Raw genomic sequence first — 20,905 nt, 5'->3', positions numbered from 1 at the left:
GACTGAACCTGGCCACGAGTGTGCACAGGTTATTCAATTGTGCGTCAAGTCGGCTGCAGAGGTGCTGGGTTGAGCAGGGTACCGGTCAGCCGACGGGAGATGTGGCGGACGAGCCGCTCCAGATCGGCACAGTAGACGCTCGGGTGCCGGAACCCGGTCCCCGGGGCGTACCGGTGCACATAGTTCCCGCCACCGCACACCTTCCCCACGGGGCAGCTGCGACACTCGTCGGCGAGCGCCCGCTCGCCCAGCTGGCGTGCGGCCACGCCGGGGTGGCGCAGGGCTTGGTCGAAGGAGTGCCGGTGGACGTCAAGCCCGGTCTCGGAAGCTCCCTCGTACGCCGACCTGAGCGCGTCGACCTGCTCGATGGCGCCGTCGGTCTCCACGACGACGGCCGCCATGGGCGACAGTCCCACGGCCTCGGCGCGGCTGGGGGCGCCGAGGAGGAGGGCGGCGATCTCCTGGAACAGCCGGATGCGGGTGGGGACTGCGGGGCGCTGCCCGTCCCACCAGGCGTCGAAGACGGTGGTGAGCCAGTCGCCGTACGGGGTGGGGGCAGGGCGGTGCCTTCCCGGGGGCCGGCCGTACGTGCCCCAGTTGGCGTGCGGCAGGAGGAAGTCGATGCCGGGCGGCCGCAGGCGGACCAGGGAGCCGTAGACGTCGAGCGGATCGGCGGCCAGGTCGATCGTGCAGAGGATGCCGGCGTACGACTCCGGGCGCTCCGCGAGCCGCTCCGCTGCCGCGCGGACGGCGGGCCAGGCGGGGCGGCCGGCGTGGTCGACGCGGCGGGCGTTGTGCGCGGGGCGGCCGCCGTCGAGGCTGAGGCCGACCCGGATACCGGCCTCGGCGAGGCGGTCGAGGGTCCCCCGCGTCAGCCGCGTGCCGTTCGTCTGGACGGTGGCGGTGACCTGGCAGTCGACGGCCTCGCGTACGGCATCGGCGTAGGCGAGGACCGGGTCGGGGCCGGTGAGGAGGGGTTCGCCGCCGTGGAGTTCGATACGGATGGCGTCGAGGCGGTGGGCGCGGACGTGCTCGGCGATGCGGTGTGCCGTGCGGCGCATGGTGCGGGCGGAGGCGCTCCGTGGGCGGTCGCGCCAGCCGTGGTCGGGGCCCTGGTAGAGGTAGCAGTAGGTGCAGTCGAGGTTGCAGCGGCCGTGCACCTTCAGCACGAACTGCCGGAACGGGACGGGCTCGTGGGCGCGCGGGTCCAGGGTGTCGTACGGCCATGCCGGGTGGGTCCTCATGGCGCGTCCTCGTAGTGGGCGACGACGGTGGGCTCCCCCTCTCGTGCCCGGAGTTCGGCGAGGATCGCGGCCAATACCGGGTGGTCGGTGTGATCGGGTGGCGCGATCTCCGGGAGGGGTATGTGGGTGTCGTCGGCGGGAAGGATCACTCGTCGGCCGTTTCGGGGGACAGGGGGGAGCGGCGCCGGTCGAAGTCGTCGGCACGCGCGGGGTCGGTCAGGCGTCGGGCACGTTCGTAGTCGCTGCGGGCCGTGGCGGGTCTGCCCTGCCGCTCCCGTGCCTGGGCACGCCCCCTGAGGGCCTCGGCCACCAGGGCGTCGTCGCCCGCCTCCTCGGCGTACGCGACGGCCTTGCCGAACCAGTCGATCGCCGTGTGCAGGTCCGTGACCGCCTCGGTGCGCCCGTACAGCTCCAGGGCCACGTGTGCGCGGCTGTTCCAGCACCGGGCGAGGTCCGCCGGGTCGTCGGCGGCGCGAACGGCCGCGCCCAGCAGCCAGTCGGCCTCGTACAGCTCGGTCAGTACGTCGGTCTCGCGGTAGCGCATGATGTACGCGTCCGCCAGGCTCCGGCGCCGCAGGGGCAGCTGGGGATCGTCGGGCAGGGACTGCTCGACCGCGCGGCGCAGCATGTGGACGGCCCGGGCGAGGTCGTCCGGCGACTGTCCCGCCTGTACGAACCGCTGGAGCAGGGCACGACCGAGGTCGGCCGACACCTCCGGCCGCCGGGGGTCGTCCAGGTGGAGGAGCGCTGCGGCCTCGGACCACGCGTCGATGGCTCGGTCCAGCTGGGCCGGGTCCGCGGAGTGAGCGTAGCGGTCGCTGTAGATCCTCGCGGCCCACGCGTGGCACTCGAACCTCAGCTCCTTGTCGTCGCCCGCGGCCCGCAAGGCCTCGTTCACCGCGTACAGCAGCGTCCGCCGCTCCCGGCCGTCCTCGCGTGGGGGTTGCTCGATCTCGATGGCGGCCGCCGCGTCCAGCCAGACCCGGCAGCGCACCGCGTCCGGCAGGAGGGTCTCGTCGCCGGCCGCCGCGACGAGGTCGTCACCGGCCCGCGCGGCGCAGTACTCGGCGCGCCACCGGTCGGGGGCGGACCTGGCCACCGGCCCCTTCCCCGCGTACTGCCGGGCCAGGTCCAGCCACAACCGCCCCCGTACGACGAACCCGTCCAGGCCCCCCAGCCACACCTCCACCGCGTCACCGGCCCGCTCCAGGTGGCGGACGTACCAGAACTCGGCGTCGATCCCGTCGTCCGGTCCCAACCCCGCCATGTCCCGCCGCACATCCGTCAGCACCTCGGCGGCGACCTTGCGCTGCTCCAAACCCGCGTCCCCCGCGTCCATGACGGCCACGAGGCTCGCTTCGGCGACGTACAGCAACACGCGCAGTGCCCGCTCCTCGGCCCGCCCCGGCTCCTGACGAGCCCACTCCCGCAGGCTCTGCGGAATGCCGTCGAAGCCGACCCCCGCGTACCGCACTTCCTGCGCCTGCGCCCAGCACACCAGTCCCCGGACGAGTCGCCCGGAGACGGACGAAGTGTCTTCGACCGCCTCCCACGCCTCCCTGAGGTCGTCCCCCACGCGCCGCACCCGCCACCGGGTGAGCAGCGCGTCGGCCAGGTCCTCATGGGCGAGGACCCGCTCCGCGTCCGAGCCGGCATCGGTCGCCGCCACCCCGAAATATCCCACCGCCGCGTCGAGTTCCCGGGTCAGGCCCTCCTCGTAGAACCGGGCCAGCGCCCGCCGCCCCAGCTCCAGCAGCTCCTGCGCCGACCGCCCGGCCGCCGCGGCCACCGCCGGCAACCGCGTCCCCAGATCCCGCAGCACCGCGGCCGACACCTCGGCGAACGCCCACAGTCCTGCCGGTTCCCGCTCCCCCGGGCCCGCCGACAGCTCCCCGTCCGGCGGCACCGCTCCCCGCAGAAACGCCCCGGCCAGGGCGGGGAAGTTGCGCGCACTGCGCCCGAACTTGCGTTCCACGTACGCGGAGCAGTGCTTGAAGAGCAGCTCCACCTCGTCGACGGACAGCCGCGAGCGCAGCTCGGAGGCGACGCCCGGCAGGAAGTCGTACCGCACGGTCCGCGGATCGTCCGCGTCCTCCCGCCGCCGCAGCAGCCCGCTCAACAGCACCTCGGACAGGACGTCCGGCCCGCTCCCGGCCAGCATCGCGTGCTGCACGAGCTGCATCACCGGCAGGTACAGCGGCACCGCCGACAGACACACCGCCAGCCGCCGCGCCTCGGACGAGGCCTGCCGCCAGAACGCACGCACACGTTCCTCGGCGCCGCGCTCCTGCGCCGCCCGCAAGGGCGCCCCGGACGCCGGGTGATCGGCCCGCACCCACCCGGCCGCGGCGGCCAGCGACTGCTCCGTGGCACCGGACACCAGCCGCGCCCAGCCCTCCACCGACTCCCGCCGCAACGCCAGCACGGGCACCGGCAGCGCGCCGGCCTCCACCGGCCCCCGGTCCGGCCGGAACCCCAGCGACCCGGCCGGCCCCTCACGCCGGTGCAGCAACCCACGCCGTGCGGGCAGATGGGTCCGCAGCCACATCCGCTGCGGCAACGGCTGTACGACGGCCACGGGCGCGGTGGCCGCCCAGCGGTGCAGCAGCCGCTGCACCCGGCCGCTGCGCCACATGGGCCCGGCGCAGTCGCTGAGGACCAGCGTGACGCGTCGCCCCGTCGGATCGCTGAGCTGCTCCGGCGCGTAGAGCGGGACACCGGGCTCCGGGCTCGCCGCGCAGCCGGGCGCTCCGCCGGGCGCCTCGTGCAGATAGCGCATCTGCACCTCGCGGAAGGCGCCGGCGCGGGCGCAGACCTGGCGGAGTTCGTCGAGGGCCTGCTGCCAGACGACCGTCGAGGTGGAGACGTCCATCAGGAGCAGCAGGCGGGCCTCCCGGCGCCGGTCGGTGCGCAGGACGGGCAGGACGAGCCCGGACTCGGCGGCGCGTTCGGCGGTGGCCCGCTCGTCGAGGGTGCGCGGAACCGGCCGTACGGGCGCGCGGTAGCGCTGCAGGGGCCGTAACCCTCGTTGCAGGGCGAGGGGTTCGGGCAGGGCGGGGGCGGCCGGGACGCGGACCGGGGTCATCCGGGTGCCGGTGCCGTCGCCGCCCGGACCCGGGGCGAACAGGCGGGCGCCGTCGGGCTGCGCGGGCTCGTCGCTCCCGGTGGGCAGGGGGAGGGACCGCTGTGGGCGTGGGGGCGGCGTGCCGTGCGCCCCGGGCGGTTCCGGGCCGGAGGAGGGATCGAGCCGGGGCTCGGCGGGTTGTCCGGCGGGCGCCGGCAGCCACCGCGCCAGCCACAGCGCGTCCGCCAGCTCCTCGACCCCGGGTGCGATCCCCGCGTCCCGCATACGCGCGACCAGCGCCGTGAGCACCGGGCTCACGCCGCTCGTCGGGCCACCGGGAGCGCGGGAGGTCATGGGCTAGCGCGGTCCTCGGTCGAGGGGCTGCATCAGCAGCTCCGAGATCTCCTCGCGCCGCTGGCCGGCCTCGCGGGCGGCGTGCTGGGCGAGGAAGATGGCATTGAGGAGCTGGTCGGTGGGGCGCAGCGCGCCGTCCGCCTCGGCCTGGGTGAACCGGTCGACGAGATCGTGGTTGGCGTCGTAGGAGCCCTGGCCGAAGTGGGCCTCGACGAGGGCGGCGAGGCGCTCTTCGCGCGGGGCCTTCAAGTCGAGCGGGATGCAGCGGCGCAGCAGGGCGGCGGGGAACTCACGCTCGCGGTTGCTGGTCATGACGACGAACGGGAAGGCGCGGCAGCGGACCTGGCCGTCCCGTACGGCCACGCGCCGGCCGTCGTCGGTGAGGACCCGCACCTCGGGGGCGCGGTCGGCGATGCGCTCCAGCTCGGGGATGGCGAAGCGGCCCTCCTCCAGGACGTTGAGCAGGTCGTTCGGCAGGTCGATGTCGCTCTTGTCGAGCTCGTCGATGAGCAGCACCCGGGGCCTGTCGGCGGCGAGCAGCGCGGTGCCGAGCGGGCCGAGCTTGATGTACCGGCCGATGTCCTGGGCGGTGGCCTCGCCGGGGAGCTGGGCGTCCTGGAGGCGGCCGATGGCGTCGTAGGTGTAGAGGCCGTCGCGCAGTTCGCTGCGGCTGACGATCGGCCACTCCAGGACGCGGCCGAGGTCGAGTTCGTAGGCGACGGAGTGGGCGAGCGTGGACTTGCCGACGCCAGGCTCGCCGGTGACGAGCAGGGGGCGCCGCAAGTACAGGGCGGCGTTGACCAGTTCGAGCGCGTCGGGATCCTGGACGGGCAGCGGGACGGTGCGCTCGCCGAGCCTGCGATGGGTGGCGGAGTCGAGCTCCGGGACCGCGTAGTCGACGGGCGGGGCGTCGAACCTCCGCCAGGGCGGCGGCTTGGGCAGCGCGTCGATCCTGGCCGGATCCGGCTGCCCGGTGCCCTGGTAGATGAACCACTCGCTCATGCCGTGCTCCTCGTCGACGGTCGGTGGTAGTCCACGTCCTGGCCGACGGGGGCGTCGTGCGCCCGCAACGGGCCCCTGAGAACATACCCAGAACAGCCCTGGTGCACAGGTGATTTCGGCCAGCCCTGGATGGTGTTCACGGCGGCGCGTCCACGGGTTCGGTCTCCTCGCCCGGCAGGGGCCTGCGCGGGTCGTCGTAGAGCAGGGCGAGCGGTTCGGCCCAGGCGCTGTCGTGGCGCTGTTCGCTGATGTCCTGCCGGACGAGCCGCAGCCGGTCGGGGAGTTCGGCCAGCGAGCCGAGCGTTTCGAGGAACTTCTCCACGCGCGCGTGCAGCGTGTCGCACTCCGGCAGGCAGGCGCCGCGCTCCGGGTGCGGGCCGATGTGCCACAGCGCGACGGCGTGGCCGCTGTTCAGGGCGTGCTTCATGGCGACCCGTCCGGCGCCCTGTCCGGCCGGGCGGCACATCACGGGGATGCGGTCGCGCTCGGCCGCGCGGTAGCCGGAGGGGTCCACGGCGCCCGGCGGGGGCATGCGCCAGCCCTGGAAGCGGTGCCCGACCGCCAGGTCCTGCCACCGGCTCAGCCAGGGATTGTCCGGATCTCCCCGGCGCTCGAGGGCGCGCAGCACCAGGCGGCGGCGCGCGCCGAGGTGCCCGGGGTCGTTCAGCTCGGCGATGTCCGCGAACCGCCAGCGGTGCACGGCGGTGTCGAAGTGCTCGGCGGGCAGGGCGACTTCGAGCGGTACGGGGTGGCCCTCCCGGTCCTTGGACTCCAGCAGTCCACCGAGGGGCACGCGCAGTGCCTGGACGAGTTCGTCGGGCCGGTACCCGTGCACCGAGGAGTCCGTCTCGTGCACCTCGGGCAGGCCGTCTCCGTCGTCGTACCAGATCTGCCAGAAGAACCGGACGGGCTGCGCGCCGATCACCGGGTCGAGCAGCAGGGCCACGACGGGGCCCTCGCCGGGGCCGGGGTAGGAGATCACGACGCGCTCGGGGCCGTGGTCCTCGGGGGGCGGCTTCAGTTCGTCGGGGATGGTGGCGTCGCGGACCATGGCGTGGAAGTGCCGGCGGGTGTCCTGGCGCAGCCGTTTGCTGATCCAGCCGGCGAGCAGGGGGTCGCCGGCCTCACGGGCGCAGGCGTGGAGCTCCACGAGCCTGAGGTAGCGCAGGAAGACGAGCGGGTCGAGCGGGGTGGTGCCCTCGTACAGCAGGCCGAGGCCGTCGCGCCAGGTGCGCAGTTCGGGGGTGCCGCCGGGCCACTGGTTGCCGCTGCGGGCCTCCTTGGCGATGAGCTTGACGGTGGGCTCGTCGGGCGGGTGCGGCAGCGCGGCGAGCAGGGCGAGCGCCTTGCGGCGGTCGCGGGGCGTCCAGACCGCGCCCGGGTCGGCCGCCGGGCCGCGCTGGAGGTCGATCCAGTTGTCCCCGGTCTCGGAGACCGGCTCCTCGCCGTGCCAGTGGTCGTGGGCGGTCATGACCTCGCGGTACGTCTCCCCGAACCGGCGCAGTGCGGCGATCCCGACGGCCTTGCCGCCGTCCTTCTCCTTGCGCCGCGACTTGATCAGTCCTACGACCGCTCCCGACTCGGGGTCGAGCAGCGGCCCGCCCGACATGCCGCTCGGGAAGTCGATGTCGGGCTTGATGATGAGCCCGTACGTGTCCTCGTGGCCGTTGATCTCGGCGTCCACGATGCGGAAGCGGGCCTCGGGCGGGCCGGGGTAGTAGCCGCAGGCCTTGAGGGCGCCGGAGTGGCGGGCGGCCCGGTCGGTGAGCCACACGCACTCGTGCGGGCACTCGTCGGTCAGCCGGACCAGGGCCAGGTCCTCGGCCAGCGGGACCTTGGGGTCGCGCGGGTTGGTGAGCAGCCACTCCGCGAGACGGGCCCCGGCCTCGACGCCCTCGCCGCGCACCCGGAAGCCGGTCGTGCGGTCCGCCGCGAGGTGCGGGCGCAGCACATGGGCGGCGGTGAGCACCCAGCCGGGCGCGACGAAGAAACCGCTGCCCCATAAGGGGCCGTCCTTCCCGTCGGCGGGCAGCAGATGGACGGTGGCGGCCCGGACGAGATCGAAAAGACGTTCGTCACGCTCGCTCATGCGCCGACCGTTCTCCCGTCGCCCTCCCCCGCGGTTCCCCGGTCGAACTGCCAGGTGAGGGTGATCTCCAGGGACGCCTTGGCCTCCCCGCGCGCGAGGACGGCGACGGCCAGGCCCTCCTTGGCGGTCAGTTCCACGCCGAAGGTGATGGAGGCCTCGTGCGGCTTGGCCGCGCGTGCGGCGTCGAGAACGGTGCCGCCGACGCCCCTGATCAGTTCCTGGAGCTGCTCGACCTTGGCGACCGCGGTCTCGGTGAAGCCCACGTCCTCCTGGTCGTCGTAGGCCTCCCCCGCGCCGATCCGGGCGGTGACCACCGTGCCGTCCGGCAGTTCGATGTCCTGGATGTGACTCATTCCGCTCCCCCCGCAGAGCCCGAGCCGTCAGGTCAACCCGGCCTGAACGGCGCCCACTCGAACAGCGACGAGGCTCATACCCACCTTGGTTGCAGGACTATGCGCCCGGCCTAGGACCTGTCCTACTCGTCGTCCTCGTCGTCCAGCCGCGCCAGCCAGGTCGCCAGTCGCTCCACCGGCACCTCGAAGTCCGGGTTGAGATCGACGAACGTCCGCAGCTGCTCGGCGAGCCACTCGAAGGTGACCTCCTCCTCGCCGCGCCGCTTCTCCAGCTCCTCGATGCCACGGTCGGTGAAGTACAACTCTCACTCCTGATGGGGACGGACCTACTTTCCCAGGGTACGGGCCCGCTTCCCCGGAGTGGGCCGCATCCCGGGCGCGGGATGCGCAAGGGTGTCTTGACTTCCGGGAGCCACGATATATCGTGTTTCCCAGAGGACGCGATATGACGTGTCGCGACTATGCCCGGCCGAGGAGTCCCCAATGCCCGAGTGGTCCGTCACCGAGCCCCGGAAGCTGACCTTCGACACCCGCGTGACCGACCTCCAGGTCCGCATCGTCAACGGAACGGTGAACGTGGTGGGCACGGACGAAGGTTCCGCCCGCCTCGAAATCTCGGAGATCGAAGGCCCGCCCCTGATCGTCACCCAGAGCGGCGACACCCTCACGGTGGCCTACGACGACCTGCCCTGGAAGGGCTTCCTCAAGTGGCTCGACCGCAAGGGCTGGCGGCGCAGCGCCGTCGTCTCCCTGGCGGTGCCCGCCGACACCCGCGTGGAGGTGGGCGTGGTCGGCGCCGGCGCGGTCGTCTCCGGCATGCGCGGCCCCGCCGTGGTCAAGGGAGTGACCGGCGACACCACCCTCGTCGGCGTCTCGGGCCCGGTCAGCGCGGAGACCGTGTCGGGAAACGTGGAAGCCCAGGCGGTCACCGGCGACCTCCGGTTCAAGTCGGTCTCGGGGGACCTGACGGTGGTCGAGGGCTCCGGCCGCTCCGTCCGCGCCGACTCCGTCAGCGGCTCCATGATCGTGGACCTGGACCCGGACGGCCCCACGGAGGTCGGCCTCACCAGCGTCTCCGGCGAGATCGCCATCCGCCTGCCCCACCCCGGGGACGCCGAGGTGGAGGCCAACACCGCGAGCGGCACGATCTCCAACGCCTTCGACGGCCTCAGGGTGCACGGCCAGTGGGGCGCCCACAAGATCACCGGCCGCCTCGGCGCGGGCACGGGCAGGCTCCGGGCCACCACGGTCTCCGGCTCCATCGCCCTGCTGCGCCGCCCGCCACGCGAGGACGAACACGACACCCCGTGGGAATCCGAGCCCTCCGGGTCCTCCGAGCCGTCCGAGCCATCCGAGTCCTCCGAGCCGTCCGAGTCCTTCGAGCCCCCACAGACCTCTGGCATCGCGACCCCCGGCACCGCCCCCGCCGCCGACGCCCCGACCACCCCGGGGGACAATTCCGTCTCCGGCCAGGGTGCCGACGCCTCCGACGGCATCAACAGCCCGGCCGACGGCACGACCGACAAGAAGGTGCTCTGACATGCCCTCCGTCTTCGCCCACGGGCGCCTCCGCCTGTACCTGCTCAAGCTGCTCGACGAGGCTCCGCGCCACGGCTACGAGGTGATCAGGCTCCTCGAGGAACGCTTCCAGGGGCTGTACGCCCCCTCGGCGGGCACGGTCTACCCCCGGCTGGCCAAGCTGGAGGCCGAGGGGCTGGTCAGGCACACCACCGAGGGCGGCCGCAAGGTATACGCCATCACGGACGCGGGCCGTGCGGAACTGGCCGAGCGCAGCGGCGAGTTGGCCGACCTGGAGCTGGAGATCCGCGAGTCGGTCGCGGAACTGGCCGCCGAGATAAGGGCCGACGTGCGCGGCGCGGCGGGCGATCTGCGCCGCGAGATGCGCGAGGCCGCGACCGAGGCCCGCCGGAGCGCGAGGACGGGCGCGACCGGTCCCGCCGGGGAGTACGGCGACCTCACCGACAAGGAGGCCTGGCGGGCCGCGAAGGAGGAGATGCGCCGCGTCCGGCAGGAGTGGAAGGAGCAGGCCCGCCGCGCCAAGGACGAGAGCCGCCGGGCCCGCCAGGAGGCCCAGCAGGCCCGCCACCAGGCCCAGGAGGCGCAGGCGCGGGCCCGGGCCCAGGCGCAGGAGGAGATGCAGCGCATCGCCCGCCAGGTCCAGGACCGCGTCCAGGACCACTTCGCCCACGGCGACTGGCCGACGGGCGTCCGCGAGGGCCTGTCCGAACTGGCCAGGGAACTGGGCGACTTCGGCAAGAACTGGACCTCCCCCCGCCCGGCCGAGGAGCCGCCCCCCACCCCCGACACCGCCCCGCACTACGTCACTCCCACCGAGGACTTCCCGGCCGAGTACGAGCCTTCCTGGGCGCACGAGGACTTCACCGGCGACCCGGCCCGCGACCTGGACCGCCTCCTGGACCGCTTCCGTGACGACATCCGCGACGCGGCCCGCGACCACGGAGTCACCCAGACCCAGCTCCGCGACGCCCGCCGCCACCTGTCGACGGCGGCGGCCCACATCGGCGCGATACTGCGCCAACCGAAGGCCTAGACCTCTTGAGGCCAGGTCAGCTGTTGGTCAGCACGATCTTCCCGAACTGTTCCCCGGACGCCAGCCGTTCGAAGCCCTCGCGGGCCCGGTCCAGCGGCAGTTCCTCGTCGATGACGGGCCGTACCCCGGTCGCGGCGCAGAAGGAGAGCAGGTCCTCCAGCTCCTCCTTGGTGCCCATGGTGGAGCCGACGACCTTCAGCTCCAGGAAGAAGATCCGGGTCAGCTCGGCATGCGACGGCCGGTCCCCGCTCGTCGCCCCGGAGATCACGATCGTCCCGCCCGGCCGCAGCGACTTCACCGAGTGGGACCAGGTGGCGGCGCCCACGGTCTCGATGACGGCGTCGACCCGCTGCGGCAGCCGCGCCCCGGACTCCACCGCCTCCACGGCCCCCAGTTCCAGGGCCCGCTTCCGCTTGGCCTCGTCCCGGCTGGTGGCGAAGACGCGGAGCCCCGCCGCCTTGCCGAGCACGATCGCGGCCGTGGCCACACCGCCGCCCGCGCCCTGCACGAGGACCGAGTCGCCGGGCCGTACCCCGGCATTCGTGAACAGCATCCGGTACGCCGTCAGCCAAGCCGTCGGCAGACAGGCGGCCTCGGCGAAGGACAGCTCCTTGGGCTTGGGCAGCACGTTCCAGGTCGGCACGGCGACCTGCTCGGCGAAGGTGCCCTGGTAGCGCTCGGTGAGGATGGAGCGCGGCTCCTTGGGGCCGACCCCGTGGCCGGTCTGGCCGATGACGGAGTGCAGGACGACCTCGTTGCCGTCCTCGTCGACACCGGCGGCGTCACAGCCGAGGATCATCGGCAGCCGGTCCTCCGTGAGGCCGACGCCCCGCAGGGACCAGAGGTCATGGTGGTTGAGGGAAGCGGCCCGCACCTTGATGGTGCTCCAGCCGGGCCGGGCCTCGGGAGCCGGACGCTCCCCCAACTCCAGGCCGGTGAGCGGCTGGTCGCGGTCGATTCGGGTGGCGTAGACAGCGAACATGCAGCCGACGATAGGTGCGCTGATCAACCGAGGGAACCACACAGACCTGTGACACATGCCCTCTTGCGCAGGGACACCCATGCGGCGCAGGCCGGCACCCACACAAGAAATGGCCCCGTTCGGACGAACGGGGCCATTCGACTTACCGGCGCGCGACGCCCTACCGGCGTGCGACGCCTTCGGCGCGAGCCGCAGCCGCAACAGCCGCCGTGACCGCGGGAGCGACCCGCTCATCGAACGGCGACGGGATGACATAGTCGGCGGCGAGGTCGTCGCCCACGACAGCGGCCAGCGCCTCCGCCGCAGCGATCTTCATCCCCTCGGTGATCCGGGAGGCCCGCACCTGCAGCGCACCCGCGAAAATGCCCGGGAACGCCAGCACGTTGTTGATCTGGTTCGGGAAGTCGGACCGCCCGGTCGCGACCACGGCCGCGTACTTGTGGGCGACCTCCGGGTGCACCTCGGGGTTCGGGTTGGCCATCGCGAACACGAAGGCGCCCTCCGCCATGGAGGCCACGGCCTCCTCCGGGACCGTACCGCCGGAGACGCCGATGAAGACGTCGGCGCCCGCGAGGGCGTCCTCCAGCGAGCCGGTGATGCCCGCCTTGTTGGTGAAGCCGGCCAGCTCCCGCTTGACCGAGGTGAGGTCCTCCCGGTCGGCCGAGACGACGCCCTTGCGGTCCGTCACCGCCACGTCCCCGATGCCGGCCTCGACCAGCATCTTGGCGATGGCGACACCGGCCGCGCCGGCGCCCGAGATGACGGCGCGCAGCTGCCCGATCTCCCGCCCGCTGAGCCGCGCCGCGTTCCGCAGCGCCGCGAGCGTCACGACGGCCGTACCGTGCTGGTCGTCGTGGAAGACGGGGATGTCGAGGCGCTCCTGGAGCTGCTTCTCGATCTCGAAGCACCGGGGTGCCGAGATGTCCTCCAGGTTCACTCCGCCGAAGGAGGGAGCGAGCCGGACCACGGTCTCCACGATCTCGTCCACGCCCGTGCAGTCGAGCGCGATCGGCACCGCGTCGACGCCGCCGAACTGCTTGAACAGGATCGCCTTGCCCTCCATCACGGGGAGGGAGGCCTGGGGACCGATGTCCCCGAGTCCGAGCACGGCCGTACCGTCGGTCACGACGGCGACCACCGACGACTTCCACGTGTAGTCGTTGACCAGCTCCGGCTGTTCCGCGATCGCGGTGCACACGCGCGCGACGCCGGGCGTGTACGCGAGGGAAAGGTCGTCCTTGTCGCGGACCGGCACGGTGGCCTGCACGGCCATCTTGCCGCCGCGGTGCAGCGCGAACGCCGGATCGAAGGAATCCAGGGGCTCGGCCCCGCCGTCCTGATCCGTATTGCTGTCGCTGCGAGGATTGACGATCTCCGCTGCCACTTTGTTGTACCCCTTAGGTATGCATGGTTTGAGGGTCGACCACTCCTGGTGAGGGGTGGGCGGGCACCGCGTACGGCCCGATTGCTGATACGGACGAGCACATACGCGACGGGCGCGCCGCACACGCGCCCTGAGCCCCGGATGAGGGGTGTAAAGAACCTTCATACCGGACGGACGGCTCCCACGACGAGTCCATTAGGTGGAAGGTCACATCGCGGAACACGAAAGCCACGCAGAGGTGACACGCGGCTGACAACCGCGCCAAGCGCGCGAAGACGCGGCCGGACAGGGGCACACGCCGACCACATCGTGAGACACGCCGAAGATTTTCCGGCCGGACGGCTGGATTCCCGAAGATAGTTCTGGCACCGCACAAGGTGACGTCCCACGCGAAACGCTCGGCCGGGAAACCCCGGCCGAGCGCCTCACCGCCTACTTCACGGCGAGCAGCAGCGTGTCGGACGGCGAGCACCACACCGGCCGGGCCTCGCCGAAGCCCCGCGCCAGCAGGGTGCGGGCATGCCAGGCCGCGCTCGGCGTGTCCCCGTCGGCATGCTCGCCGTAGATCTCGAAGCGGCGGGCGGTGGGCTCGGCGAGGACGGGATCCTCGGCCGCCATCTGCCACCATTCGACCCAGTCGAGGGCGCCCTCGCGCTTGGCCTGATCCATGCGGGCGTGTCGCTGGGCGCGCTCCGCGGCGTTGATCCGGGGCGTGCTGTCGTCGATCATGTGGTCCGCGTTCATGAAGACACCGCCGTCGCGGACCAGCTCCGCGACCTGACCGTAGAGGGCGGCGAGGGGTTCGCTGTGCAGCCAGTGCAGGGCCGTGGCGGTCAGGACGGCGTCGTAGGAGTCGTACGGCAGCCTCGTCGGCCAGTCGGGATCCTTGAGGTCGGCCGCGACGAACGTGACCCGCTCATCGCCCTCGAAGGTGCCGTGCGCGATGGCGAGCAGGGCCGGGTCGAGATCGACACCGGTGCTGGTCGCCTCGGGGAAGCGCTTGAGCAGCCGGCCGGTGATGCTGCCGGTGCCGCAGGCGAGGTCGAGAACGCGCGGGGCCGTCCCCACGAGCGCCTCGACCATGTCGAGCATGATCCGAAAGCGCTCCTCCCGGTCCGGCATGTACCACTCCTGCTGCCGGTCCCAGCTCTCCTGCCACGCGGCCCAGTCGGTACCCGTGCTCGTAGTCATGAAGCCCGTCCCCCTTGTCTGCGTAATACCCTGGAAGCACGACCGGCTGTTACCCGACCGCAGACACGACCATAAAGCGCCCTCGTAAGGACTACAAGTGGAACTGGCCTATTACTCGGATTACGCCGTACGTCTCGTCAACAGCGAGGAACCGGCCCGGGGCAAGGACTCCCTGACCTCGGTCGAGGCCGTCCGCGACCTCTTCGGCGCCAACTCGTCCGCGGCCCGCCGCGCCACCGACGCCGATGTCACGCGCTTCCGCTCGGTACGGGCGCGGCTGCGCGCGGTCTTCGAGGCGGCCGACAAGGGCGACGAGACGCCGGCCGTGGACCTGCTGAACTCGCTGCTGCTCGAGTTCCCGGTGTCGCCGCAGATCTCCGGTCACGACTACCGCGACGAGGACGGCCGCCCCCTGTGGCACATGCACCTGGCCGACCACCCGTCGAACGCCACGGCGGGCTACGCGGCGATCGCGGCGATGGGCCTGGCCTTCCACCTGACGGAGTACGGCGTGGACCGCCTGGGCCTGTGTCAGGCGGCCCCCTGCCGCAACGCCTACCTCGACACCTCCACCAACCGCTCCCGGCGCTACTGCTCGGACCGCTGCGCGACCCGCGCCAACGTGGCCGCCTACCGGGCCCGCAAGCGCCTGGAGGCCGACCGGTCGGGCAGTAGCGGCCTCGCGGCCGACAGCGCCCAGCGCACCAGCGCCGGCAGTGAGCGCTGACCGGCGGGAAGCGGCCGGTACCGGAAGCGGGCGCGCCCGAGGATGAGTTCATCGGGTACGACGCCGTAGTCCGTGCTGTCCCCGCCCGCGTACGGGTTGTCCCCGAGCACCCACCAGCCGCCGTCGCGCCGCTCCACGGCACGCTTGACGACGAGCAGGTCCTGCTGGAACGGATGACGCAGAACGACGACGTCACCGGGCCGGACCACACCCCCGTACCGCACGAGCAGCCGGTCCCCGTGACGGAGCGTGGGCACCATGGACGGGCCGGTCACCTCGGCCAGCCCGAACGGCGCCACGGCCCTCCCCCGCTCGGTCTCCTGCGACAGCTCCGGCATCCCGGCACCTCCCCGGTCCGTTCCTCCACCAGTCTCAGTCTGACCCTGGACTTTTGTCCTAAGCCCTGGGGGGCACCCGAGAAATCGCCTTCCTCAGGGAGTAATGTCGCACCTGAGAAGACGATCACGAGGAAGGAATGCTCCATGCTTTCCCGCCTGTTTGCCCCCAAGGTCAAGGTCAGCGCCCACTGCGACCTGCCCTGCGGCGTCTACGACCCGGCCCAGGCCCGCATCGAGGCGGAGTCGGTGAAGGCCGTCCAGGAGAAGATGGCCGGCAACGACGACCCCCACTTCCAGGCACGCGCCACCGTCATCAAGGAGCAGCGCGCGGAGCTCGCCAAGCACCACGTCTCCGTGCTCTGGAGCGACTACTTCAAGCCCCCGCACTTCGAGAAGTACCCGGAGCTGCACCAGCTGGTCAACGACACCCTGAAGGCCCTCTCGGCCGCCAAGGCGTCCACCGACCCGGCGACGGGCCAGAAGGCGCTGGACTACATCGCCCAGATCGACAAGATCTTCTGGGAGACGAAGAAGGCCTGAGGCTTTCTCTCCCTTGCAAGGGGCCCGGCCGGCAACTCCGGTCGGGCCCCTTGCCCGTACCCGGACGGCCTCGGCGGAACTCCGGTTGCCCTCGGCGACGGCGGACGAGGATGGCGGGCAGTTCGATCGTCTCCACGCGGCCTCCCACGCAGCTCGGCCGTCACTCCGTGTGCAGGACGCGGGCGATGGTCTGGCGGGCCGCCGTGCGCGCCGGTATCAGCGCGCCCAGTGCGGCGATCGCCACCCCGGCCAGCGCCGGCAACACCAGGGTTCCGGGGTGCCACACGTCCAGCATCCATGCGGGGAAGGTGAGTTGGGCGGCGTGTTCGGTTATCGGGATCACCACGCGGTAGGCCGAGACCCCGAGTGGCAGCCCCAGGATCCCGCCGATGAGCCCGAGCCCGGCCATGGACACCACCATCATCACCGTGACCTGCCGTGGCGTCATGCCGATCGACTTCAGCATCCCGAGGTCGCGCCGGCGCTCCCGGGCGCTGAGCACGACGGTGTCGAACACGCCCATCGCGGCGACCAGCGTCAGCATCAGGGTCAGCGCGGACGCGGCGCTGATGACGGTCACGGCGTCCGCGTTCACCATGGTGTTCTTCGCCGGGTAGAGCCCCGGGTCGGCGGCTTGTACGGCCTTCGTGAAGGCGTTGAAGTCGGCGCCGTGGGCCAGCCGCACCCAGTACTGGTTGGCCTGCGCGTCCGGTGTCAGGGCGGTCACCGTCGACCAGTCCGCTCGCATCCAGTCCTCCGGTCCGGCCAGGATCTCCCCGACCAGGGTCACGCGCTCCTGCCGGCCGTCCGCCGCGGTCAGGGTGAAGGAGTCGCCGAGCCGCAGTGCCTGCTTGGCGAGGAATCTGCCGGAGGCCACCACCTCGCCGGGCCTCCGCATCCACCGGCCCCGCGCCAGGTCGTCGGGGAGAACAGACCGCCCCCCGCGCACGCCCTCGATCGCCACGCCCTCACTGCGCCCGAGGATCCGTACGTCGGCGAAGCCCACCGCGGCCACGTCCGCGACATGTGGCAGACCGCGCAGGAGCCTCTGGGTCGCGGCGTCGTCGTGGTGCGGGGCAGTCTGTTCAAACCTGGTCTGTCCTCGCCAGACGGTCGACTGTGCCTTGCCGACGCCCTGGACCGCGTCGCCGTAGGAGACCATGGTGGCCGACAGTCCGGTCGCGAAGGTCACGCTCGCCACTCCGAGCAGGACCGAGGCGACGGTGAGCAGGGCCCGTCCGGGCCGGGCGAAGGGCAGGCCCAGGCCGAGGGTAACCGAGCGCGGTAGCCGGACCCCGGTCAGCCACCGCTGTACGGCCGGCCCCCGTCCGCCGTGCGGTGCGCCGCCCGCGCTGATGGCGCGTGCCGCGGAGAGCCGGTGGGCGCGCAGGGCCGGGATCAGCGCGGCCAGCAGCACCATCATGGGCATGCCGAGCGCGGTGGTCGCGTACGCCCAGGAGCCGATCGTCGGGTCCACGGTCGCGGTGCCGAGCTTCGCGCCCTGGAAGACCTGGCGCAGCAGCGGCGGCGCGACCACCCCGCCCAGGGCCGTGCCGACCAGCGCGCCCACCGTGGCGGGGACGCAGACCATCACCAGGTAGACCGCGACGACCTGACGGGGTGTGAAGCCCAGGGACTTGAGCACACCGATGTGCCGGAAACCTGAGACGACGGCGCCGCTCACCACGCTGCCCACGATCAGGACGGCCACCAGCAGGCCGAGGATCCCGAACGCCATGAGGAACGGCACGTAGACGTTGGGGTTGGCCGCGATCTGCGCCTTCAAGGTCAGGTACGACTGGTGCGCGAGCACCGATCCGGACGGCAGGCCGACGCTCACCGCCGCGGTGTCCGCACTGATCTGACGGGCTGTCGCGGCTCGGTCGAACCGGTAGAGCATCTGGTACGTCGTGGGGTGCAGGGCCGTGATCTGCTGCGGGGAGACCCAGGCCTGCGCGGTTCCGCTCACGCTGGAGGCGAGGCCCACCACGGTCAGGGGCCGCTGCCCGGGCAGCCGGATCCTCTTGCCGATCGGCGAGTGCGACCCATGGCCCATCCCCGGCGCGTCCGGCAACGCCAGCACGATCTGGCCCGGGCCAGCGGCCCAGTGCCCGGCGAACAGGTCCAGTCGGTCGACGTCGCCACCGGGGTCCGCCCGCCCCACCACCGTCAGGGGGCCGGGCGCCATCCCGGGCATCTCGGCCGCCGCGCTTTCCGGCATGTCGATCACGGCTTGCCGGAACGGCCCGGCCGAAGCCCGTACGCCCGGACGTTCCGCGGTCCGCCCCAGCTGCGCGCCGGAGACCTTCGCCGCGTCGAACGTGGCGACGACATGCGCGCCGTGCGCCTGATCGAAGAGCCGGTCGAAGGGTCCGGACACGACGTCGAGCAGCCCGAGGGCGACCACCAGGGCCATGGAGGAGACAAGGACCACCGCCCCGATCACGGCAGTCTGCAGCCGTCGGCGGCGCACGGCCGCGCGGGAGGCCCGCCACACCGCGCTCATGCCGACCGCTCCAGGGTCCGCTCGCCGGTGATCCGGCCGTCCGCCATCGTCACCAGACGGCCGGCGCAGCGCGTGGCCAGGGTCTGGTCGTGCGTCACCAGCAGCAGGGTCTGGCCCAGTTCGTTGAGGTCGATGAGCAGGTCCATCACCTGCTCGCCCGCGTGGCTGTCCAGCGCGCCCGTGGGTTCGTCCGCGAGCAGCAGCGCGGGGCGGTTCATCAGCGCACGGGCCACCGCCACCCGCTGGCGTTCGCCGCCGCTGAGCGCGGCGGGGTAGACGTTCCTGCGGTCGGCGATGCCGAGTTCGTCCAGCAGTTCCAGTGCCCGGCGCCGGGCCTGGCGGGTGGGCGTTCCGGTGAGCTGGGCGGCCAGGGCGACGTTGTCGATCGTGGGCAGGTCGTCGACGAGGTTGAAGAACTGGAAGATCATGCCGATCCGGCGGCGCCGGAAGAGCGCCAGGCCGGTCTCGTTCATCGCGCCCAGGTCCTCGCCGTGCACGTGCACCCGGCCGGCGCTCGGCCGGTCGAGGCCGGCGATCATGTTGAGCAGGGTGGACTTGCCGCAGCCGGACGGCCCCATCACCGCCACCGCCTCCCCGGCGCCGATCTCCAGCGACACTCCATTCAGGGCGACGGTGTCGCCGTACTCCTTGCGTAAGCCGGTCACCCGGACGACGTCCTGCTCGCGCACGGCGGCCGGGCCGGCCCCCGCACTCGTGCCGCTGATGTCTTCGGTGGTCATGGCAGGGACGGTAGGCGGCGTGGGCGGCCCGGGCGTCAGCCCCCGGAGGTATCCCGCGGCGGTGGTCATCCTGGCGATGTACGAGGTGGACCCGGAGAGGGACGCCCGCTCGTCGGCTGGCTGGCACGATGGACGATGTGTGGAGATCGGAGACGGGCCGGCTGCTCATCGCCCTCGCGACCGTGAGCCTGACGGTGACCGGGGGCACCGCCCTGCTGCTGGCGCGCGCTCGCCGCGACTACCGCAAGGTCCTGGAGGACCGGCGCTGGCTGCTGGAGCGCGAGCGGGAGGCTGCCGCCCGCACGGCGGTGGCGGCCGAACGTGCGCGCATCGCCCGGGAGTTGCACGACATCGTCAGCCACAAGGTCGGCCTGATGGTCGTACAGGCGACCGCCGCCCGCGAGGTACTCGACACCCTGCCGGACGCGGCGGAGACCGCGCTGCAGGCCGTCGAGGGTGCCGGACGCGACGCGATGACCGAACTGCGGCACCTGCTGGGCCTGTTGGCGCCCTCACCGGACGGCGACGACGACCGGACCGAGCGCGACGGCGAAGGGGACCTCTCCGGGCTCGCCCCGCAGCCGAGCCTGCGTCAACTGGGCACCCTCGTCGACCGGATCGCCTTCGCCGGCCTCCCGGTCGAGGTGCGCATCTCCGGGGAACCGCGCCCGCTGCCACCCGGCATCGACGTCACCGCCTACCGGATCGTCCAGGAGGCGCTGACCAACGCGCTCAAGTACGGCGACGGCGGCACGGCGACCGTGACGGTGCACTACGCCGACCACGGTCTGCGGGTCGAAGTGCTCAACAGCGGACCGAGCGTGCTGTCAGGCGTCCCCGCGCGTACGGGAGCCGACTCCGGTGGGCGCGCGCGCCGGGACGACGGAGCGGGGCACGGACTGGTGGGCCTGCGCGAGCGCGTCGCCGTCTACGGAGGCCACTTCGACGCCCGGCGCCGCGTCGGTGGTGGGTACCGTGTCCGCGCCCGCATCCCTCTGGAGCGCCCGTGACCCGGCCCGCCGCCGACCCCCGCATCCCCCACGCCCGGAACCGGATCCCGAACACCCAGGAGCCGGGAGCGAACCCGGGCAGGGAAAGCGTCGTCCCGCGAGTCCTCATCGTCGACGACGAGGAGCTCATCCGAACCGGCTTCCGCCTCATCCTCACCTCGCGCGGCATCGAGGTCATCGGCGAGGCCGCAGATGGCGTAGAGGCCGTCGCGGAGGCCGAACGGCTGCGCCCGGACGTCCTCCTGATGGACATCCGGATGCCCCGCCTGGACGGCCTGGAAGCCGCCAAGCGCGTCCTGCGGCTGCTCCCGCACTGCCGGGTCCTCATGCTCACCACGTTCGACCTCGACCGCTACGTCTACGCGGCGCTCGCCGCCGGGGCGAGCGGCTTCCTGCTCAAGGACGTCACCGCCGCCCACCTCGCCGCGGCCGTGCGGCTCGTGAACACGGGCGACGCGCTGCTCGCCCCCTCGATCACCCGCCGTCTGGTCGAGCGCTACGCGACCACCCACGAGGCCGACCAGGTCGGCCCAGCGCGCCACCCCGTCACTGCGCCGGCCGCGGCCCGCACGGCCTCGATCCACCGCGACCTGGCTGCGCTGACCCCCCGTGAACGCGAGGTGCTGGCCCTGATGGGCCGGGGCCTGTCGAACATCGAACTCGCCGACGCCCTTACCCTCAGCGAGGCCACCGTGAAGACCCATGTCGCCCGGATCTTCGCCAAGCTCACCCTCCGCGACCGCGCCCAGGCCGTCGTCCTCGCTTACGAGACGGGCCTGGTCACCCCAGGAAGTATGGTCTGAAGCACC

19 protein-coding genes are annotated in these 20,905 nt (G+C 72.5%); 6 read left to right on the top strand and 13 right to left on the bottom strand.

What is annotated here, in order from left to right; all coding sequences use genetic code 11:
• Window positions 1–44 precede the first annotated feature (44 nt).
• The 7 genes from ACWC0C_RS12160 to ACWC0C_RS12130 all read right to left on the bottom strand — a co-directional run bounded on the left by ACWC0C_RS12160 (window position 45) and on the right by ACWC0C_RS12130 (window position 8,408).
• Window positions 45–1,244, bottom strand: a complete 1,200-nt coding sequence (locus ACWC0C_RS12160; RefSeq protein ID WP_450863543.1) for an FxsB family cyclophane-forming radical SAM/SPASM peptide maturase — start codon at window positions 1,242–1,244, stop codon at window positions 45–47.
• Complete coding sequence (locus ACWC0C_RS12155) at window positions 1,241–1,393, bottom strand: hypothetical protein (RefSeq protein ID WP_450863542.1); 153 nt, start codon at window positions 1,391–1,393, stop codon at window positions 1,241–1,243. Before ACWC0C_RS12155 ends, ACWC0C_RS12160 begins: the two co-directional genes overlap by 4 nt.
• Window positions 1,390–4,662, bottom strand: a complete 3,273-nt coding sequence (locus tag ACWC0C_RS12150; protein WP_450863540.1) for an SAV_2336 N-terminal domain-related protein — start codon at window positions 4,660–4,662, stop codon at window positions 1,390–1,392. The genes ACWC0C_RS12155 and ACWC0C_RS12150 overlap by 4 nt, the downstream gene beginning before the upstream one ends.
• Window positions 4,663–4,665: 3 nt before the next feature.
• Window positions 4,666–5,664 (bottom strand): AAA family ATPase, encoded by a 999-nt coding sequence (locus ACWC0C_RS12145; protein WP_450863538.1) that lies wholly within the window; start codon window positions 5,662–5,664, stop codon window positions 4,666–4,668.
• Window positions 5,665–5,800: 136 nt separating this feature from the next.
• Window positions 5,801–7,753, bottom strand: a complete 1,953-nt coding sequence (locus ACWC0C_RS12140) for a VMAP-C domain-containing protein (RefSeq protein WP_450863536.1) — start codon at window positions 7,751–7,753, stop codon at window positions 5,801–5,803.
• Window positions 7,750–8,106, bottom strand: a complete 357-nt coding sequence (locus tag ACWC0C_RS12135) for a CU044_2847 family protein (RefSeq protein WP_450863534.1) — start codon at window positions 8,104–8,106, stop codon at window positions 7,750–7,752. The genes ACWC0C_RS12140 and ACWC0C_RS12135 overlap by 4 nt, the downstream gene beginning before the upstream one ends.
• Window positions 8,107–8,228: 122 nt before the next feature.
• On the bottom strand, window positions 8,229–8,408 hold the full coding sequence (locus tag ACWC0C_RS12130) for a DUF6104 family protein (RefSeq protein WP_003992906.1): 180 nt from the start codon (window positions 8,406–8,408) through the stop codon (window positions 8,229–8,231).
• Window positions 8,409–8,589: 181 nt separating this feature from the next.
• On the opposite strand from ACWC0C_RS12130, the gene ACWC0C_RS12125 reads away from it, so the two are divergent.
• Both ACWC0C_RS12125 and ACWC0C_RS12120 read left to right on the top strand, forming a co-directional pair.
• Window positions 8,590–9,645 carry a DUF4097 family beta strand repeat-containing protein gene (locus ACWC0C_RS12125; protein WP_450863533.1) on the top strand — a complete coding sequence of 352 codons (1,056 nt, stop codon included), beginning with the start codon at window positions 8,590–8,592 and terminating at the stop codon, window positions 9,643–9,645.
• 1 nt (window position 9,646) lies between these two features.
• Entirely contained in the window at window positions 9,647–10,678 is a 1,032-nt protein-coding gene (locus tag ACWC0C_RS12120; RefSeq protein ID WP_450863531.1) for a PadR family transcriptional regulator, read from the top strand.
• Window positions 10,679–10,694: 16 nt separating this feature from the next.
• On the opposite strand, the gene ACWC0C_RS12115 is transcribed toward ACWC0C_RS12120, so the two are convergent.
• The 3 genes from ACWC0C_RS12115 to ACWC0C_RS12105 form a co-directional block, all read right to left on the bottom strand.
• Window positions 10,695–11,660 carry a zinc-binding dehydrogenase gene (locus ACWC0C_RS12115; protein WP_449197300.1) on the bottom strand — a complete coding sequence of 322 codons (966 nt, stop codon included), beginning with the start codon at window positions 11,658–11,660 and terminating at the stop codon, window positions 10,695–10,697.
• Between the two features lie 160 nt (window positions 11,661–11,820).
• On the bottom strand, window positions 11,821–13,044 hold the full coding sequence (locus ACWC0C_RS12110) for an NAD(P)-dependent malic enzyme (RefSeq protein ID WP_449197301.1): 1,224 nt from the start codon (window positions 13,042–13,044) through the stop codon (window positions 11,821–11,823).
• 432 nt (window positions 13,045–13,476) lie between these two features.
• A complete protein-coding gene (locus ACWC0C_RS12105; RefSeq protein ID WP_450863528.1) occupies window positions 13,477–14,235 on the bottom strand; it encodes a methyltransferase domain-containing protein in 759 nt (252 codons plus the stop codon).
• A 97-nt stretch (window positions 14,236–14,332) separates the two neighbouring features.
• On the opposite strand from ACWC0C_RS12105, the gene ACWC0C_RS12100 reads away from it, so the two are divergent.
• Complete coding sequence (locus ACWC0C_RS12100; RefSeq protein WP_449197303.1) at window positions 14,333–14,962, top strand: CGNR zinc finger domain-containing protein; 630 nt, start codon at window positions 14,333–14,335, stop codon at window positions 14,960–14,962.
• On the opposite strand, the gene sodX is transcribed toward ACWC0C_RS12100, so the two are convergent.
• Window positions 14,866–15,300: a nickel-type superoxide dismutase maturation protease gene (sodX, locus tag ACWC0C_RS12095; RefSeq protein ID WP_449197304.1), complete on the bottom strand. Its 435-nt coding sequence runs from the start codon at window positions 15,298–15,300 to the stop codon at window positions 14,866–14,868. The genes ACWC0C_RS12100 and sodX overlap by 97 nt on opposite strands.
• A 144-nt stretch (window positions 15,301–15,444) precedes the next feature.
• Here sodX and sodN point away from each other — a divergent pair, with 144 nt between their 5' ends.
• Window positions 15,445–15,840, top strand: coding sequence for a superoxide dismutase, Ni (sodN, locus tag ACWC0C_RS12090; protein WP_004983535.1), 396 nt, complete (start codon window positions 15,445–15,447; stop codon window positions 15,838–15,840).
• 160 nt (window positions 15,841–16,000) lie between these two features.
• On the opposite strand, the gene ACWC0C_RS12085 is transcribed toward sodN, so the two are convergent.
• Together ACWC0C_RS12085 and ACWC0C_RS12080 are read right to left on the bottom strand one after the other, a co-directional pair.
• Entirely contained in the window at window positions 16,001–18,346 is a 2,346-nt protein-coding gene (locus ACWC0C_RS12085; protein ID WP_450863526.1) for an ABC transporter permease, read from the bottom strand.
• Window positions 18,343–19,086, bottom strand: a complete 744-nt coding sequence (locus tag ACWC0C_RS12080; RefSeq protein WP_450863524.1) for an ABC transporter ATP-binding protein — start codon at window positions 19,084–19,086, stop codon at window positions 18,343–18,345. The genes ACWC0C_RS12085 and ACWC0C_RS12080 overlap by 4 nt, the downstream gene beginning before the upstream one ends.
• Window positions 19,087–19,214: 128 nt before the next feature.
• On the opposite strand from ACWC0C_RS12080, the gene ACWC0C_RS12075 reads away from it, so the two are divergent.
• Complete coding sequence (locus ACWC0C_RS12075) at window positions 19,215–20,096, top strand: sensor histidine kinase (RefSeq protein WP_450863522.1); 882 nt, start codon at window positions 19,215–19,217, stop codon at window positions 20,094–20,096.
• Between the two features lie 44 nt (window positions 20,097–20,140).
• Window positions 20,141–20,899 carry a response regulator gene (locus ACWC0C_RS12070; protein ID WP_450863650.1) on the top strand — a complete coding sequence of 253 codons (759 nt, stop codon included), beginning with the start codon at window positions 20,141–20,143 and terminating at the stop codon, window positions 20,897–20,899.
• The last annotated feature ends 6 nt before the right edge of the window (window positions 20,900–20,905 follow it).

The organism is Streptomyces sp. NPDC001709 (genome assembly GCF_053596375.1).
This window is presented reverse-complemented; position numbering and strand designations above follow the sequence as displayed.

Excerpts from the sequence above, each read along its gene's own strand:
- ACWC0C_RS12145 (WP_450863538.1), bottom strand. The coding sequence starts at position 5,664 with ATGAGCGAGTGGTTCATCTACCAGGGCACCGGGCAGCCGGATCCGGCC.
- ACWC0C_RS12125 (WP_450863533.1), top strand. The coding sequence starts at position 8,590 with ATGCCCGAGTGGTCCGTCACCGAGCCCCGGAAGCTGACCTTCGACACC.
- ACWC0C_RS12085 (WP_450863526.1), bottom strand. The coding sequence starts at position 18,346 with ATGAGCGCGGTGTGGCGGGCCTCCCGCGCGGCCGTGCGCCGCCGACGG.
- ACWC0C_RS12150 (WP_450863540.1), bottom strand. The coding sequence starts at position 4,662 with ATGACCTCCCGCGCTCCCGGTGGCCCGACGAGCGGCGTGAGCCCGGTG.
- ACWC0C_RS12120 (WP_450863531.1), top strand. The coding sequence starts at position 9,647 with ATGCCCTCCGTCTTCGCCCACGGGCGCCTCCGCCTGTACCTGCTCAAG.
- ACWC0C_RS12080 (WP_450863524.1), bottom strand. The coding sequence starts at position 19,086 with ATGACCACCGAAGACATCAGCGGCACGAGTGCGGGGGCCGGCCCGGCC.
- ACWC0C_RS12140 (WP_450863536.1), bottom strand. The coding sequence starts at position 7,753 with ATGAGCGAGCGTGACGAACGTCTTTTCGATCTCGTCCGGGCCGCCACC.
- ACWC0C_RS12135 (WP_450863534.1), bottom strand. The coding sequence starts at position 8,106 with ATGAGTCACATCCAGGACATCGAACTGCCGGACGGCACGGTGGTCACC.
- sodN (WP_004983535.1), top strand. The coding sequence starts at position 15,445 with ATGCTTTCCCGCCTGTTTGCCCCCAAGGTCAAGGTCAGCGCCCACTGC.
- sodX (WP_449197304.1), bottom strand. The coding sequence starts at position 15,300 with ATGCCGGAGCTGTCGCAGGAGACCGAGCGGGGGAGGGCCGTGGCGCCG.
- ACWC0C_RS12160 (WP_450863543.1), bottom strand. The coding sequence starts at position 1,244 with ATGAGGACCCACCCGGCATGGCCGTACGACACCCTGGACCCGCGCGCC.
- ACWC0C_RS12105 (WP_450863528.1), bottom strand. The coding sequence starts at position 14,235 with ATGACTACGAGCACGGGTACCGACTGGGCCGCGTGGCAGGAGAGCTGG.
- ACWC0C_RS12075 (WP_450863522.1), top strand. The coding sequence starts at position 19,215 with ATGGACGATGTGTGGAGATCGGAGACGGGCCGGCTGCTCATCGCCCTC.
- ACWC0C_RS12115 (WP_449197300.1), bottom strand. The coding sequence starts at position 11,660 with ATGTTCGCTGTCTACGCCACCCGAATCGACCGCGACCAGCCGCTCACC.